Below are 15396 nucleotides of genomic sequence, written 5' to 3' on the forward strand. Positions count from 1 at the left end.
CAGGGGGGACCCTGTGGGAGAGTAGGACGCCAGGGGGGACCCTGTGGGAGAGTAGGACGCCGCCGAACAATCTTTAGTCAGAAAGCCCCGCCGGGTAACCGGTGGGGCTTTCTGCATTTCCGGACCAACTCCTAATGACTCGACACGGGTGTTCGGGGTCGTGTTACGTTCCCGCCATGTCCAAGAGTGAGATCGACAAGGTGACCGCCGAGTTCTTCGGGTCCTTCGACAACCGGGGTGGCAAGACCGCCGATGTGGGGCGGATTCGCCGGCTGATGCTGCCGGGTGGGGTGATCGTCAAGACCGGTGGAGGGCTGACGGCCTACACCGTGGAGGAGTTCATAGAGCCTCGTGAGCGGCTGCTGGCCGATGGTCGGCTGACGGAGTTCAACGAGTGGGAGACCTCGGAGCGGACCGACATCGCCGGGGACATCGCGTGCCGGTTCGGTGAGTACAGCAAGTCCGGGGTTCTGGACGGTGAGCCGTTCGAGGGTGGTGGGACGAAGACGATCCAGTTCGTCCGTACCGAGGACGGCTGGCGGATCGCGGCGTTCTCCTGGTACGACCAGCCCTGATTGCCCGGCTCGCCACAAGGGCCGCCGGGCGCCGGGATCAGAGGCGGCCGGCGGCCTTGAGGGCGAGGTAGGTGTCGGCCAGGGCCGGGGGGAGCGCGGCTGGCGGGGCGTCCAGGACGGTGATGCCGCGGCGGGTGAGACGGCCGGCGGTACGAGTCCGGTCGGCGCGGGTCTGTTCGGCGGCGGCGGCGCCGTAGATGTCCTGGACGGTGCCGCGGGTGGCGGCGAGCTCGTCCAGTCGGGGGTCGGCGACCGAGGCCAGTACGACCTCGTGGCGCTTGGTGAGGAGCGGGAGCTGGGGGAGCAGGCCCTCCTCGATCGGCCCGGCGTCCAGTCCGGTGAGCAGCACGATCAGGGATCGGTGCGGGGCCAGCCGGAGGGTGGCCGAGGTGAGGGCGCGCAGGTCGGTCTGGACCAGGGCGGGCTCGAGGGTGGCCATCGCGTTGGTGAAGGCGGGCAGCACCTCGGAGGCGGACCGGCCGAGGACGGTGCGGCGGACGTGCAGGTCGTGGGCGAGCAGGTCGACCCGGTCGCCCGCCTTGGTGGCGAGGGCGGCCAGCAGCAGGGCGGCGTCCAGGGCGGCGTCGAGCCGGGGGGCGTCGCCGACTCGGCCGGCCGAGGTGCGGCCGGTGTCGAGGACGATCAGCACGTGCCGGTCGCGTTCGGGGCGCCAGGTGCGGACGGCGACGGTGTTGCGGCGGGCGCTGGCGCGCCAGTCGATGGAGCGGACGTCGTCGCCGGGCAGGTACTCGCGCAGGGAGTCGAACTCGGTGCCCTGACCACGGCTCAGCAGTGAGGTGCGGCCGTCCAGTTCGCGCAGCCTGGCCAGTCGGGACGGCAGGTGCTTGCGGCTGGCGAACGGCGGCAACGCCCGTACGGTCCAGGGGACTTGGTGGGAGCCCTGGCGGGCGGCCAGGCCGAGCGGGCCGAGCGAGCGGACGGTGACCCGGTGGGAGCGCTGGTCGCCACGGCGGGTGGGCGCGAGCCGGGTGGTGAGTAGGCGGCGTTCGCCGGCCGGGATGGTCAGGGTGTGCCGGGAGCCGGGGACGGCGGTGCCGGGGGCCCAGGCGGACGGGGCCCAGGCGTCGCGGAGCCTGGCCCGAAGGCGGCGCCGGGACGGGTTGGTGACGGACAGTTCGACGTCCGCCGGGTCGCCGAGCCGGACCGTGGTGTCGCCGCCCCGTTCGAACCGCAGGCTGCGGACCGGGGCGGCGAGCACGAGATCGGCCAGCACGGCGAGCAGGAGCGGGAGGCCGACCGCGCCGATCCCGGCCCAGGAGGGCAGCAGGAGGCCCACGACCAGCGCGCCGAGCGCGGCGATGAGGGCGGTTCGGCCGGTCAGGGCCATCGGGGTTGCTCCTAGGGAAGGGTGACGGAGGGTCAGCGTGGGGCCGGGGTCTGGGCCAGCACGGCCTGGATGACCGAGTCGGCGGTGACGCCTTCCATCTCGGCCTCGGCGCGGAGCTGGACCCGGTGCCGCAGGGTGGGCAGGGCGAGTGCCTTGACGTCGTCGGGGGTGACGTAGTCGCGGCCCGCCAGCCAGGCCCAGGCGCGGGAGGTGCCGAGCAGGGCGGTGGCGCCACGCGGGGAGACGCCGATGGAGAGCGACGGGGACTGCCGGGTGGCTCGGCAGAGGTCGACGATGTAGGCGAGCACCTCGGGGGAGACGGTGAGCTTGGCGATCTCGGCGCGGGCCGCGGCCAGGTCGGCCGGTCCGGCCACCGGGCGGACCCCGGCGGCGGCCAGGTCGCGCGGGTCGAAGCCGGCGGCGTGCCGGGCGAGTACCTGGAACTCCTGCTCGCGGGTCGGCAGCGGGAGGATCAACTTGACCAGGAAGCGGTCGAGTTGGGCCTCGGGGAGCGGGTAGGTGCCCTCGTACTCGACCGGGTTCTGGGTGGCGGCGACCAGGAAGGGCTCGGGCAGCATGCGGGGCTCGCCGTCGACGGTGACCTGGTGCTCCTCCATCGCCTCCAGCAGCGAGGCCTGGGTCTTGGGAGGGGTGCGGTTGATCTCGTCGGCGAGCAGCAGGTTGGTGAAGACGGGGCCGGGCTGGAAGGAGAACTCGGCGGTCCTGGCGTCGTAGACCAGCGAGCCCGTGACGTCACCGGGCATCAGGTCGGGGGTGAACTGGATGCGCTTGGTCTCCAGGCTGAGCGCCGTGGAGAGGGTGCGCACCAGCAGGGTCTTGGCGACTCCGGGGACGCCTTCGAGCAGTACGTGGCCGCCGCAGAGCAGGGCCACCACCAGGCCGGTGACGGCGGCGTCCTGGCCGACCACGGCCTTGGCGATCTCGGTCCGCAGCGCGGTGAGCGCGGCCCTGGCGTCGGAGGCGGGAGCATCCAGGACCGGAGCGTCGGCAGGGGCCGGGGTCGCGTCGGTCTTGGTGAGGGGAGTGGGGGTGGCCTGCTCGGTCACGGCTGTCGTACCTGCCTTTCCAGGGCATCGAGTTGGTCGGTCAGCCGCAGCAGCGCGGCGTCGTCGGTGGGTGCGGCGCCGTAGAGCAGCGCGTGCAGGTCGGTGGCGGGCTGCTGGACGCGGTCGGCGACGGCGGCGCACAGGGCGGTCGGCTCGGGTTCGCCGGTGCTGAGCGGGATGCCCAGGGTGGCGGCGATCCGGTGCCGGGCGGCCCGGCGCAGGGCGTCGGCGGCGCGGCCGCGGGCCTTCGCCCGGTGGTAGAGCCGGGCCCGGCCCTCGGTGGTCTCGGCCGCGCGGACCACGACGGGCAGTTCCTCGGTGACCACCGGGCCCAGTCGGCGGCCCCGCCAGAGGGCGGTGAGCAGGGCGGCGATGGCGAGTTGGAGGGCGGCCCAGTTCCAGCCGGCCGGGATGAAGTCGGTCAGGCTCTTGGGCTGCTCGCCGTCCGGCATGTTGCTGAAGTCCGGGAGGTACCAGACCAGTTGGCGTCGGGAGCCGAGCAGGCCGAGGGCGAGCGAGGCGTTGCCCTGCTCGTCCAGCCGGTCGTTGGTGAGGGCCCGGGCGTTGCCGAGCACGACGATCTCGCGGGAGCCCGGGTCGGTGTGCCGGACCAGGGCGGGGTGGCCGCTGACGGCGTAACAGCCGACGTCGCCCGGGCCCGGGCGGTAGAGCAGACCGCCGAGTTCGGCCCGCCCGGCCCGGGTGGCTTCGGGGAGCGCACAGCCGGGGTCCACGGCGGTCGGGTCCTCGTACAGCGGGTTGCCGGCGGGGTCGGTGGCCAGGGCGATGTCGGGGGTGATGGCGGCGAGCGCGTTGTTGTCCGGGCCGATCAGCACCAGGCGGCTGTCGCTGCCCCGGTGCTGACGCCCGAGCAGGACGAGCTGACGGGACGTCATCGGGGCGGTGAAGGGGACGACCACGGTGGTGCCGGGTTCGGCGAGGGCGGCGGTGAGCTCGTCCTCGGTGGCGACCGTACGGGTGGTCAGGCCGCGTTCCTCCAGCAGGTGGAGGGCGGCCCTGGTGCCGTGCGGGTCGGTGTCGCGCGGGTCCAGCGGCGGGTACTCACGGTGGCCGCCCAGGCCGGAGATCAGCAGTGCGACCAGCAGGACGAAGACCGCGGCAGCCAGGAACCACCGGCTGCGGCGCCAGAGTTGGGCCCAGCCGGGGAAGACGTCGACCGGGGTGGAGGTGGTCATCCGGCGGCTCCGGTCAGGGTCGGCCGGGCAGCGCCGACCGCCCGGTCGAGTTCCAGCAGCGAGTGGTACGCCGCCTGGTCGGCGGCGTGCTCGCCGTAGACCACGTCGTCGAAGGTCCGGGCGGCCCGGCGGAGTGCGTCGGCGTGCTCGGGCAGCACCCGGCCGGCCTCGGCGGCGGCCTCGTCGGCGGTCCGCCCGGGGCGGACGTCCAGCAGTGTGCGCTCCTCCAACCCCCGGATCAGGGCGCGCAGTTGCTCGCGGACGGCGTCGTCCCAGGCGGCAGCGGCGGCGTGTGCCGCAGCGGCGGCGCGGTGGTCCGCGGCGGTGGCGGGGCCGGTGCTGTCGAACAGTGTTGCGGCAGTCCTGGCGGCCCGGCGCGGGAGGCCGAACCGCCACCACAGGGCGGCCGCCAGCAGCACGGCGATCAGCAGGAAGACCACCGTGGCGGTCAGTCCGCCGCTGGGCAGGCCGACCGCGCCGAACGCCCGGTCGAGCTGCTCGAAGATCCAGTCCTTGACGCGCTCGAGCAGGCTGGGGTCGTGCCGGTGGTAGGCCGGGTTCAGCAGTTCGGCGCGGGCGGCGTCCCGGGCCGGGTCGCGCTCGACGGTGACCGGAGCTCCGTCGAGCGGGACCCACTCCCCCCAGTTGGGCATCCGGTCAGGTCCCCTGCGGCCCGTACTGGGCGGGGATGCCGGCGGCCCGGGTGAGCTCGATGTCCAGGCCCTCGCGGCGGATCCGGCGGTCGACGTAGAGCAGCACGTTGACGGCGGCCAGCACGGGGACGGTGAGGGTGGAGGCCAGGATCGCGCCGATCGAGATGACCAGGATCATCGCGGGCGGTCCGGCGGCGCTGAGTCCGGCGAACGGGTTGTCGTCGCCGCCCATGCTCCCGGCACCGAAGATGGCGCCCACGATGGTGAACGGGGTCATCACGATCATGGTGAAGACGATGGCCAGTACCTGGATCAGCAGCGTGATCAGGAAGGTGCGCCACCAGGCACCGTTGACGAGCCGCCGGGAGCGGGACAGTGCGGTGAACACGCCCTGCTTCTCCAGCATCAGGGCGGGCGCGGCCAGGCTCAGCTGGACGCCGATCCAGATCGCCGCCGCGACCCCGGGCAGCAGGAGGGAGACCGCCAGGATCACGGAACCGGGGGTGGGATCACCGGCGACGGCAACGATGATCGCCGGCAGGAAGGAGACCGCCAGGACGACCGCCACGATCAGCCCGGTGATCAGGCTCAGCCCGGTCACCTTGAGCAGCTGCGGCCTGGCGGCGGCCCAGGCGGCACCGAGCGACACCGGCTGACCGAGGATCGCCTTGCTGACCACCATGGTGAGCAGCGCGGTGGCCACGATGCCGAGCAGCGGGGCGACCAGATAGGCGATGCCCAGCATGATCAGCGGGCCGACCGCGTCCGGCTGCTCGTACTGCCACCACTGGGCGACGGCCATCAGGCTCTGTTCGAGCGCGGCGACGCCGAGGCTGAGGCCGAGCGTGGTGCGCCAGTACGTGCGGACGGTGGTGAACGCGCCGTCCAGGATCTCGCCGACGCCGAGCGGCCGGAGCGGGATCACGCCGGGCTTGGGGCTGGGCGGCGGTCCCCAGCCGGGCTGACCCCAGCCCGGCTGCGGTCCACCGGCCTGCGGTCCGGCCTGACCGTAGGGCGACTGGCCGTAAGCTGCGTCGTACGGGCCTGGGCCTGGAGCGGGGGGCACTGCTGCCGACGGGCCGGCGTCCTCTCGGGGCGGCTCGGGCGAGCTGGGCGAGGCCCAGCCCGGAGTGTCGGTCATCACGGCTCCCTGGCGGAATCGGTACTCTGTGCCGCCCATCGTGCCATGGTGGGGGTGGGTGATCGCAGGTCGGTCCTGGCGTAGATCGTGGACGCCGGGCCGCCGGGACGAGAGCTGTGAACTTTGCTACTAAATGACCGACTTGGCGAGCCAAGGCGCGCCGGAATGGCACGGCTGTGCGGCAGGTCACAATCCGGTAATGAGAGGATGGACCCATGAAGGGACGCGTCCTTGTCGTCGATGACGACACCGCACTGGCCGAGATGTTGGGCATCGTGTTGCGTGGTGAGGGTTTTGAACCGTTTTTCGTCGCGGATGGGGACAAGGCACTAGCCGCGTTCCGGGAGACCAAGCCTGACCTGGTCCTCCTCGACCTGATGCTGCCGGGGCGGGACGGTATCGACGTCTGCCGGCAGATCAGGTCCGAGTCCGGCGTGCCCATCGTGATGCTGACGGCGAAGACCGACACCGTCGACATCGTGGTGGGCCTGGAGTCCGGTGCCGACGACTATGTCGTCAAGCCGTTCAAGCCCAAGGAGCTGGTGGCCCGGGTTCGCGCCCGGCTGCGCCGGGCCGAGGAGCCGACTCCGGAGCAGCTGACGATCGGCGATCTGGTGATCGACGTGGCGGGCCACTCGGTGAAGCGGGACGGGCGGGGTATCCCGCTGACCCCGCTCGAGTTCGACCTGCTGGTCGCGCTGGCCCGCAAGCCCTGGCAGGTGTTCACCCGCGAGGTGCTGCTGGAGCAGGTCTGGGGCTACCGGCACGCCGCCGACACCCGGCTGGTCAACGTGCACGTCCAGCGGCTCCGCTCGAAGATCGAGAAGGACCCGGAGCGTCCCGAGATCGTCGTGACGGTCCGTGGCGTCGGATACAAGGCCGGACCCAGCTGACGTGACTCACCAGACTGACGACTCCCCGTCGGGCACCGCCGCCGACGGGGAGTCCGCCGTGCGCGGGGACGTGCTGAGCTCGACCACCGAGGGCCACCGGCCCCCGCGTGGTCTGCGGGCACTGCTCGCGTCGGTGGGCCGTCAGTTCCGGCGTCCGGTCCACCGGTTGCTGGCGCTCTACCGGCGATCGATCCAGGTCCGGGTGGTGGCGGCGACCCTGCTGCTGTCGCTCGCCGTGGTGCTGGTGCTCGGTGTGGTGGTGGTGGCCCAGGTACGGACCGGGCTGCTGGACGCCAAGAAGCACGCGGCCCAGGGCCAGGCCAAGGGCGGCTTCCAGATCGAGCAGGAGAAGATCAACGACGCGATCAACCTGCAGGCCAAGGTCGGGGCGAACAACGACCCGACCCGCGAGGCGAGCAGCACCTGGCTGATCAAGCAGGTCTCCGACCTGGCCAGCGGCGGCACCGGGGTCTACTCGGTGATCGCCCTGGTGCCGGGTACCGGACAGGTGGAGAGCGCCCCCAGCGCCGGTCTGCGCGGCGCGTACTACTCGGGTGACATCCTGCCCAGTTCGATCTCCCCCGAGCTGCAGGCACGGGTCGCGGCGGAGCCGTCGGTCTCGCACGAGCAGACCACGATGATCAAGCGTGACAGCCCGCCCTACGAGGAGCCCGGGCTGGTCATCGGCAAGCACTTCTCCGGGCCGGACAACAACAGCTACCAGCTCTACTACGTCTTCTCGTTCGGCCAGGAGAGCAAGACCCTCGACCTGGTCACCGGCACCCTGGCGACCGCCGGGCTGTTCGTGGTGATGCTGCTCGGCGGCATCGCCTGGTTGGTGGTCCGTCAGGTGGTGACCCCGGTGCGGATGGCCGCCGGGATCTCCGAGCGGCTCGCCGCCGGGCACCTGGAGGAGCGGATGAAGGTCACCGGGACCGACGACATCGCCCGCCTCGGCGAATCGTTCAACCGGATGGCCAACGCGCTCCAGGCGCAGATCCGGCAGCTGGAGGAACTCTCCCGGGTGCAGCGGCGGTTCGTCTCGGACGTCTCGCACGAGCTGCGCACCCCGCTGACCACGGTGCGGATGGCGGCCGACCTGATCTACGACAGCCGGGACGACCTGGACCCGATGGCGGCCCGTTCGGCGGAGCTGTTGCAGGGGCAGCTGGACCGGTTCGAGTCGCTGCTGGCCGACCTGCTGGAGATCAGCCGGTTCGACGCGGGCGCGGCGATCCTGGACGCCGAGCCGGTGGACCTGCGGGAGGTGGTCGGCCGGGTGGTCGAGGCGGCCGACCCGCTGGCGCAGGCCAAGGGCAGTGCGGTGATCATCCGTGGTGGCGAGGAGCCGGTGGTCGCCGAGGTGGACTCCCGGCGGATCGAGCGCATCCTGCGCAACCTGGTGGTCAACGCGCTGGAGCACGGCGAGGGCCGGGACGTGGTGATCCGGCTCGGTTCGGCCGGGGGCGCGGTCGCGGTCGGTGTCCGGGACTACGGCATCGGGCTCAAGCCCGGCGAGGCGTCCCGGGTGTTCCACCGGTTCTGGCGGGCCGACCCGTCCCGGGTGCGGACCACCGGGGGTACCGGCCTCGGGCTGTCGATCGCGGTCGAGGACGCCCATCTGCACGCCGGCTGGCTGCAGGCCTGGGGCGAGCCCGGCGGCGGCTCGCACTTCCGGCTCACCCTGCCGCGTACCCGGGGCGGCGAGATCAGCCGGGCCCCGTTCCGGCTGGAGCCGGAGGACTCCCGGCACAACCGCGGCCTGAACTCCACGGGTGCGCCGTACCGGCGGGCCCGCCCGACCGGGGCCACCGCGCTCACCGTGTCGGGGGAGCCCGGCGGCGAGGTGCCGGAGACGCCGGAGACGCCCACCAGTGGCTTCGGCAGCGGGCTCGGCAGCGGGCTGGGCGGTGTGCTGAGCATCGGCCCCGGGCTCGGCAAGGCGCCGACCGCACCGGTCTCCGACCCCTCGGACGTCCGGACCGCGGCAGCGGGGTACGGTGCGACCGGTGCACAGGTGGTGGTGGACCGCTCGGCGGTCCGGCCGCCCGCTGCGCCGAAGGCGTCCGGTGACGACGCCGACCAGAGCGAGACGGAGGGGGCCGAGCGTGCCGAGGACGGACAGGACTGACCGACGGGCCGTGGGCGCGCTCGGCATGGTGATCGTCTCGACGCTCACCGCAGGCTGTGTCGCGATGCCCTCCGACGGGCCGCCGGAGCGGGTCGAACTCCCGCAGGCGGGCAGTTCGGACAACCTCCAGGTCCGGGTCTTCCCGATCGCCCCGCACCCCGGCGACGGGCCGGAGAGCCTGTTGGAGGGCTTCCTGGGCGCCGCCAACGCGGACGAGCCCGACTACGTCACGGCCAAGGAGTACCTGACCGTGGCGGCGGCCAAGCGGTGGAACCCCGACGCGGGGGTGGCGGTGCTGGGCGCCACCTCGGTGGGACTGCCCGTCGACGGCTCGGAGGAGACCCGGGCCGTGATCAGCGTGACGGGCAACCAGGTCGCCTCACTCGACGGCAAGCACACCTACCGGACGGCCCACGACCCCCGGTTCGAGCGGAAGTTCACCTTCGTCAAGGAGACCGAGGGCAAGAACAAGGGGCAGTGGCGGATCGACGAGCTCCCGGACGGTCTGATCATCGATCAGACCACGTTCAAGAACGGCTACCGCGCCGTGCACCTCTACTACCCGTCCGCCGAGGACCCGTGGGCCGACCGGCAGACCCCGGTGCTGGTGCCGGACCCGGTCTACCTGCGGGGCCGAATAGACCCGTTCACCTCGGCCGCCAGGGCGCTGGTCGAAGGACCCTCCGGCTGGCTGGGCAAGGTGGTCGATCCGGTCTTCGACAAGACCACCAAGATCCGGGACGGCGTCACGGTGACCGAGGGCGGTGTCGCCACCGTACGGATCAGCGTGCCGGACTTCGGCGGTATCCAGCCGCGCTGCCAGCAGATGGCCGCCCAGCTCTTCCACACCCTCTCCGACCTGCCGGGCAAGTCCCAGCTGGTGCGCCTGGACCTGGTCGGTGACCGGGGCAGCTGCCAGACCGACGCGGGCCGCACCGCCCAGATCGCCCCCGGCGCGCTGGCCGGCGGCACGGCCGGGACGCAGCAGTACTACTTCTCGGGGGACGGGCAGCTGACCCAGACCTCGGGCGACCTCGCCAAGGGCGCGCCGGTGGCCGGCGATCTCGGGCAGGAGACCGCGCCGAAGTCGGGCGAGTTCGCGGTCCGCAGGGACGGCACCGAGGCCGCCGTGGTCGGTGCCGACCGCAAGAAGCTGTCGGTGACCGAGGGCGGCAAGCTCGGCGCCCCCGTGCTGATCAGCCCGGCCGTCGGGCCGGAGGACGGGCTGACCTCGCCCAGTTGGGACGGACGCGGCTCGCTCTGGGTGGTCGACCGGGCCCGGGACGGCTCCGAGGTGAAGGTGGTCCGCGGCAAGACCACCACGACGGTCCCGATCGAGGGGCTGGGCGGGCGCAGCGTGCGTTCGCTCAAGGTGGCCTCGGACGGCACCAGGATCGCGCTGGTGGTGGCGGAGCCGGGCCGTCCGCAGAGCCTGCTGATCGGCCGGGTCGAGCACTCCGGCACCCCGGCCGCCCCGGCCGCCAGGGTGACCGAGCTGCGGCCGGTCGGCACGGTGCTCAGCGAGGTGGTCTCGGTCTCCTGGGCCGACACCGACCAGCTGTTGGTGCTCGGCAAGGAGGACGGGAAGCTCCAGCAGCTGCACTACTTCGGCACCGACGGCTCGGTCAGCTCCGACTTCGTGCTCCAGGGCGGCGACTCGATGTCCTCGATCTCCGCCACGGAGGCGCGCGACCGCGAGTCGGACAAGGCACCCCCGGTGCTCGCCACCTCGTTGACCAAGCACCAGATCTACCGCCTGGTCGGCAACCAGTGGCGCGAGATCCAGGGCCAGCCGGGGGCCTGGATGTTCAGCTATCCCGGCTGATTCCCCGGCCGGGTCCGGCGGACCGCCGCCGCGACCGTGGCGGCGCCCAGCGGCGGGTGGCCGAGCGCGGTGAGCGCCCGGGCCGCTTCGGCCAGGGTGGCCCCGGTGGTCACCAGGTCGTCCACCAGCACCGGATGACGGCCGGTCAGCAGCCGGGCCGCCCCGGGCCTGGGAGTGAGCGCGCCGTGCAGATTGGTACGGCGCTGCGCGGCGGTCAGCCCGGACTGGTCGGCCACCGCGCGGCAGTGCCGCAGCACCGGCGCGGCCCGGACCGGATGGCCGCCCCGGCGCAGCTCCCGCGCAGCGGCCCTGGCCAGGCGCAGCGTCGGATCGTGGCCACGGGCCCGGACCGAGCGCCGGGTGGAGGGCATCGGCACCAGCAGCACAGGACGGCCGTCCAGCAACGGGCGGACGGCCCGGGCCAGCGCCTGCCCCAGCGGCCCGGCCAGCCGCAGCGCGCCGCGCTCCTTGTGGGCGATCAGCAGCCGCCTGACCGGGTCCGCGTACGGGCCTGCGGCGTGTAGTGGGGGGAGCCCGGGCGGGGCCGGCTGCGGCCCGGCCAGGCCCGCCCTGGTGGCGCTCAGCACGGTGCGGCAGGCGGGGCAGAGCTGGGTGCGGCCGGTCCGGCAGCCTGCGCAGGTGGTGGGCAGCAGGAGGTCGAGCAGTTCGGGTAGTTCGAACAGCAGGTGGACGGCCATGGCGGCCTCCTCGGGTGCGGCTGGGCCAAACGGTGGTCCGCCCTGGGGGTGTTGTCCAGACGTTTACCGATGTTTCACCCCCAGGAGGGTAAACAGGGTGGAACAGCTGTACCGCCAGCGCTGCGCCACTAGGTTGTTCGACCGGCACAAGGCTGGGGAGGCGAAATCCCGGTGTGAGGTGTTCGATAAGGCTCCAAGGGGTTTCAAGCGTTCCTGGTGGGGAGGAAGTGAGGTGAGGGCCAGTCGCGCTCGCCGCTCCCGGCGAACCGCGGGGTCGGCGACAGATGAGGTTGGTCCGGCTGGGTCTCAGTCCGGTCCGGTGAGCACTCCGGATCGGCGTCAGCACAAGGGATCGGAGTTCTGCGTGGACATCGTCGTCAAGGGCCGCAAGACCGAGGTGCCCAAGAGGTTCCGCGAGCACGTGGCCGAGAAGCTGGAGAAGGTCCAGAAGTTCGACGACAAGGTGATCAGCCTCGACGTCGAGGTGTCCAAGGAACACAACCCGCGTCAGGCCGACCGCTCCGAGCGGGTCGAGATCACCATGCGTACCCGTGGCCCGGTCATCCGGGCCGAGGCCGCCGCCGCGGATCCCTATGCGGCGCTCGACCTGGCCTCGGCGAAGCTCGACGCGCAGCTGCGCAAGTCGGCCGACCGGCGCCGGGTGCACAAGGGCGGCAACGGCCGCACCCCGATCAGCGTCGCCGAGGCGACGGCCGCGCTCGCCGCGCTCCCCGAGGCGGAGCGGCCGAGCACCGGGGCCAACGGTGCCGTTCGCAAGACCATGATGGGATCCCTGGAGGTGGAGGGCGACGGTCCGCTCGTCGTCCGCGAGAAGACCCACGGCGCCGTGCCGATGGCGCTGGACCAGGCGCTGTTCGAGATGGAGTTGGTCGGTCACGACTTCTATCTCTTCGTCGAGAAGGACAGCGGCCTGCCGAGCGTGGTCTACCGGCGTCACGGCTACCACTACGGCGTGATCCACCTGGCCACGGACGGTTCGACCGTCGGTGAGGTGGGCGGCGCCGGTGGTGCGATCGGCGGGCCCGACGACGACTGACCGGGCCCCGTTGCGACAACCGAACAGCAGTCGGTGAACGGGTGACCCCCGGTGGCTTCGGCCGCCGGGGGTCACCCAGCTGGGCGGGCCGACGGCGGAGGGTGATCGGGGACGGCGCTTCGTGGAATGATGGCCGGACACTGACGGGTCACGGGGAGGCACGGATGGGGGATCGATTCGGTCTGACGGCCGAACAGGCCCGGGAGGCGGCGGACTACCCGCCGCGCCGGGCCGAACCGATCCGGGTGCTGGTGGTGGACGACCACGCCCTGTTCCGCCGAGGCCTGGAGATCGTGCTGGCCGAGGAGGAGGACATCCGGGTCGTCGGCGAGGCGGGGGACGGCGCCGAGGCGCTGGTCAAGGCGGCCGACCTGCTGCCGGACATCATCCTGATGGACGTCCGGATGCCCAGGCGGAGCGGGATCGAGGCCTGCACCGCGATCAAGGACGTGGTGCCCAGCGCCAAGATCATCATGCTGACGATAAGCGACGAGGAAGCCGACCTCTACGAGGCGATCAAGGCGGGGGCCACCGGCTACCTGCTCAAGGAGATCTCCACCGACGAGGTGGCCACCGCGATCCGGGCGGTCGCCGACGGGCAGTCGCAGATCAGCCCGGCGATGGCCTCCAAGCTGCTCACCGAGTTCAAGTCGATGATCCAACGGCGTTCGGACGACCGGGAGTTGGTGCCCGCGCCACGGTTGACCGACCGTGAGCTGGAGGTGCTCAAACTGGTCGCCACCGGGATGAACAACCGGGAGATCGCCAAGGAGCTCTTCATCAGCGAGAACACGGTGAAGAACCACGTCCGGAACATCCTGGAGAAGCTCCAGCTGCACTCCCGGATGGAGGCCGTGGTCTACGCGATGCGGGAGAAGATCCTGGAGATCGGGTAGGCCCGACCCCCAGGATCCGACGGTCCGTCAGCGGTCGTTGACCTCCAGGAAGGTCCGTACGGCGGACTCCAGCGCGCCCTCGATCCAGGCCGGCTTCAGGCTGGTGTGCTCACCGGCGAAGTGCACCCGGCCCTCGGGGAGCCGGGCGGCTGGGTGGAGTTCGTGCAGCTGGCCGGGCGTGGGGATGACCGCCTCGCCGAGTGCGTAGCGGGCCCTGGCCCAGGACTGGGTGACGCCGACGCCGGTGAACTCGCGGCGGACCCGGGGCCCGAACAGCCGCTCCAGGTCGTTCAGCGCGAAGGCGTACCGCTCGCCCGGGGTCAGCGAGTCCCAGCGCATCGCGTCGTCCGCCCAGGTGTACGCGGCCAGCACCACGCCGCCCGGTGCGCCGTCGGGTGCGTGCGAGGGGAAGTAGGTGAACCGGCTCGCGCTGTCCGAGACGCAGCCGCCGCCGGTGAAGCCGTGCGGGCCGTCCTCCCAGAAGCGGGTGCGGAACTCCAGCAGCACCTTGGTCGCCGAGTCGTAGTGCAGCTCGGTCACCGCCCGGCGCTTCGGGTAGGACATCAGCGGCTCGATCCGGCAGAACCGCAGCGCGCTGAACGGGATGGTGACGATCGCGTAGTCGCCCTCGAAGACCTCGGTCGGGTCGGTCGGCGCGCCGTCGGGCGACTCCTCGTCGCCGGTCTCGGCCACCGTCTCGATCCGTACCCCGTCGCCCTGTTGGGTCAGCCGGGTCATCCGGCGGCCCATCCGCAGCTCGGCCGCCAGCGGTTCGGCCAGCTTGGTGGTGAGGGTGTCGGTGCCGCCCTCCAGCTCCCAGTAGCGGTTGGTCGGGCTGATCACCGCGTGGTCGATCAGGGTCGGGATCAGCGAGTAGTGCAGCCGGGAGGTCATGTTCTCCAGCGTCCCGGCGGCCTGCACCGAGACCGGGTCCCAGCCGGCCTCCTCGCGCAGGAACTGCCGGGTGGAGTGGTAGCCGTACTGCTGGAAGACCCCCGTCCAGCCGTCCAGCCGCTGCCGGATGTCGCCGGGGCCCACGGTGACCTTGGCGAAGGCCTCGTCGACCGCCTTGGCGGCGGTGGTCTCGAACCGGGCGCCGAAGGAGCGGTTCACCTCGGCGGGGGACTGCGCGTACGCGGCCTTGGTGGTCTGCAGGCCGTTGACCGCCAGGAAGGTGCGGAAGTTGGCGCCCGGCGGGCGGAACTCCCGCTCGGAGCCGTTGCTCCAGGTCTCGCCGGTGAACGAGCGGTACGTCACCGCGGGCGCCGCCCCGACGGCCCGGGTGCCCGGGGTGATGTCGGCGTTGTAGAACAACTGCCGCTTCAGGCCCAGCTTGTCGGCCAGTGCGAGCACCAGCGGGTGGAAGTCGGGCAGCCGCATCGCGCCGGCCTCGGCGTACAGCCGGGAGTCGGTGAACATGCCGCGGAAGGTCTTGATCCGGCCGCCGACCCGGCTGCCGTTGGCCTCGATGATCACGACCTGGTGCCCGGCCTGCTTGAGCAGGGTGGCCACGGTCAGCCCGGCGACGCCGGCTCCGACCACCAGGACGCGTTTGCGCTTGGTGCCGGTGGTGGCGGGGCCGGGCGGGAGCTGACCGTCGATCAGGATCTTCAGGTACTCGAGGGTGAGGTCGGTCCGCTCGTCGTCGGCGACCATCAGCATCTTGCGGGCCAGATCCCGGCTGACCGCCTCGTCGGCCCGGGACTGCGGCGCGGCCACGGAGCGGGGGGCGAACCCGACCGCGCCCGCCGCGGTCGCGACGGCGGCGGTGCCGAGCAGGGCGCGGCGGCTCAGCCAGGCCCGGGCAGTGGTGGCAGTTGGACCCATCGTTGCTCCAAACGGTCGTGGTGCGGACACCACGGGGCAACGGCGGGTGATCACCAAAGGCACGCCCGGCCGACGAAGATCACTCGAAC

Annotated in this window: 13 protein-coding genes; 6 read left to right on the forward strand and 7 right to left on the reverse strand. The window is 72.3% G+C overall.

Annotation, left to right across the window (positions count from 1 at the left end):
• Positions 1–176 precede the first annotated feature (176 nt).
• Positions 177–575, forward strand: coding sequence for a DUF4440 domain-containing protein (locus tag ASC99_RS26895; protein ID WP_057236777.1), 399 nt, complete (start codon positions 177–179; stop codon positions 573–575).
• 37 nt (positions 576–612) lie between these two features.
• Here the strand turns inward: ASC99_RS26895 and ASC99_RS26900 are convergent, their stop codons facing one another.
• The 5 genes from ASC99_RS26900 to ASC99_RS26920 all read right to left on the reverse strand — a co-directional run bounded on the left by ASC99_RS26900 (position 613) and on the right by ASC99_RS26920 (position 5980).
• The gene (locus tag ASC99_RS26900; protein WP_057236779.1) at positions 613–1923 is read right to left on the reverse strand and encodes a DUF58 domain-containing protein; all 1311 of its coding nucleotides are present in this window, start codon (positions 1921–1923) and stop codon (positions 613–615) included.
• 32 nt (positions 1924–1955) lie between these two features.
• Positions 1956–2918 (reverse strand): MoxR family ATPase, encoded by a 963-nt coding sequence (locus ASC99_RS26905; protein WP_057236825.1) that lies wholly within the window; start codon positions 2916–2918, stop codon positions 1956–1958.
• Positions 2919–2986: 68 nt separating this feature from the next.
• The gene (locus ASC99_RS26910; protein WP_057236781.1) at positions 2987–4186 is read right to left on the reverse strand and encodes a DUF4350 domain-containing protein; all 1200 of its coding nucleotides are present in this window, start codon (positions 4184–4186) and stop codon (positions 2987–2989) included.
• Positions 4183–4839: a DUF4129 domain-containing protein gene (locus tag ASC99_RS26915; RefSeq protein WP_057236783.1), complete on the reverse strand. Its 657-nt coding sequence runs from the start codon at positions 4837–4839 to the stop codon at positions 4183–4185. Before ASC99_RS26915 ends, ASC99_RS26910 begins: the two co-directional genes overlap by 4 nt.
• Positions 4840–4843: 4 nt before the next feature.
• Positions 4844–5980, reverse strand: a complete 1137-nt coding sequence (locus ASC99_RS26920) for a hypothetical protein (protein WP_157531771.1) — start codon at positions 5978–5980, stop codon at positions 4844–4846.
• 215 nt (positions 5981–6195) lie between these two features.
• On the opposite strand from ASC99_RS26920, the gene mtrA reads away from it, so the two are divergent.
• From mtrA to ASC99_RS26935, 3 genes are all read left to right on the forward strand, one after another.
• Complete coding sequence (mtrA, locus tag ASC99_RS26925) at positions 6196–6873, forward strand: MtrAB system response regulator MtrA (protein WP_057236786.1); 678 nt, start codon at positions 6196–6198, stop codon at positions 6871–6873.
• 70 nt (positions 6874–6943) lie between these two features.
• A complete protein-coding gene (gene mtrB / locus ASC99_RS26930) occupies positions 6944–9004 on the forward strand; it encodes an MtrAB system histidine kinase MtrB (RefSeq protein WP_369824262.1) in 2061 nt (686 codons plus the stop codon).
• A gap of 10 nt (positions 9005–9014) precedes the next feature.
• Positions 9015–10829 (forward strand): LpqB family beta-propeller domain-containing protein, encoded by a 1815-nt coding sequence (locus ASC99_RS26935; protein ID WP_057236790.1) that lies wholly within the window; start codon positions 9015–9017, stop codon positions 10827–10829.
• Here the strand turns inward: ASC99_RS26935 and ASC99_RS26940 are convergent.
• Positions 10817–11527, reverse strand: coding sequence for a ComF family protein (locus tag ASC99_RS26940; RefSeq protein ID WP_057236792.1), 711 nt, complete (start codon positions 11525–11527; stop codon positions 10817–10819). The genes ASC99_RS26935 and ASC99_RS26940 overlap by 13 nt on opposite strands.
• Positions 11528–11891: 364 nt before the next feature.
• Between ASC99_RS26940 and hpf the strand changes: the two genes are divergently transcribed.
• Both hpf and ASC99_RS26950 read left to right on the forward strand, forming a co-directional pair.
• The gene (hpf, locus tag ASC99_RS26945) at positions 11892–12584 is read left to right on the forward strand and encodes a ribosome hibernation-promoting factor, HPF/YfiA family (RefSeq protein ID WP_057236794.1); all 693 of its coding nucleotides are present in this window, start codon (positions 11892–11894) and stop codon (positions 12582–12584) included.
• Between the two features lie 164 nt (positions 12585–12748).
• Positions 12749–13480 carry a response regulator transcription factor gene (locus ASC99_RS26950; protein WP_057236796.1) on the forward strand — a complete coding sequence of 244 codons (732 nt, stop codon included), beginning with the start codon at positions 12749–12751 and terminating at the stop codon, positions 13478–13480.
• A gap of 27 nt (positions 13481–13507) precedes the next feature.
• On the opposite strand, the gene ASC99_RS26955 is transcribed toward ASC99_RS26950, so the two are convergent.
• Complete coding sequence (locus tag ASC99_RS26955; protein ID WP_057236798.1) at positions 13508–15307, reverse strand: FAD-dependent oxidoreductase; 1800 nt, start codon at positions 15305–15307, stop codon at positions 13508–13510.
• Positions 15308–15396 lie beyond the last annotated feature (89 nt).

Origin of the sequence: Kitasatospora sp. Root107, from assembly GCF_001424875.1 — a bacterium.
Taxonomy (GTDB): domain Bacteria; phylum Actinomycetota; class Actinomycetes; order Streptomycetales; family Streptomycetaceae; genus Kitasatospora.

Excerpts from the sequence above, each read along its gene's own strand:
- ASC99_RS26900 (WP_057236779.1), bottom strand. The coding sequence starts at position 1,923 with ATGGCCCTGACCGGCCGAACCGCCCTCATCGCCGCGCTCGGCGCGCTG.
- ASC99_RS26950 (WP_057236796.1), top strand. The coding sequence starts at position 12,749 with ATGGGGGATCGATTCGGTCTGACGGCCGAACAGGCCCGGGAGGCGGCG.
- ASC99_RS26910 (WP_057236781.1), bottom strand. The coding sequence starts at position 4,186 with ATGACCACCTCCACCCCGGTCGACGTCTTCCCCGGCTGGGCCCAACTC.
- ASC99_RS26915 (WP_057236783.1), bottom strand. The coding sequence starts at position 4,839 with ATGCCCAACTGGGGGGAGTGGGTCCCGCTCGACGGAGCTCCGGTCACC.
- ASC99_RS26895 (WP_057236777.1), top strand. The coding sequence starts at position 177 with ATGTCCAAGAGTGAGATCGACAAGGTGACCGCCGAGTTCTTCGGGTCC.
- ASC99_RS26920 (WP_157531771.1), bottom strand. The coding sequence starts at position 5,980 with ATGACCGACACTCCGGGCTGGGCCTCGCCCAGCTCGCCCGAGCCGCCC.
- ASC99_RS26940 (WP_057236792.1), bottom strand. The coding sequence starts at position 11,527 with ATGGCCGTCCACCTGCTGTTCGAACTACCCGAACTGCTCGACCTCCTG.
- mtrA (WP_057236786.1), top strand. The coding sequence starts at position 6,196 with ATGAAGGGACGCGTCCTTGTCGTCGATGACGACACCGCACTGGCCGAG.
- ASC99_RS26955 (WP_057236798.1), bottom strand. The coding sequence starts at position 15,307 with ATGGGTCCAACTGCCACCACTGCCCGGGCCTGGCTGAGCCGCCGCGCC.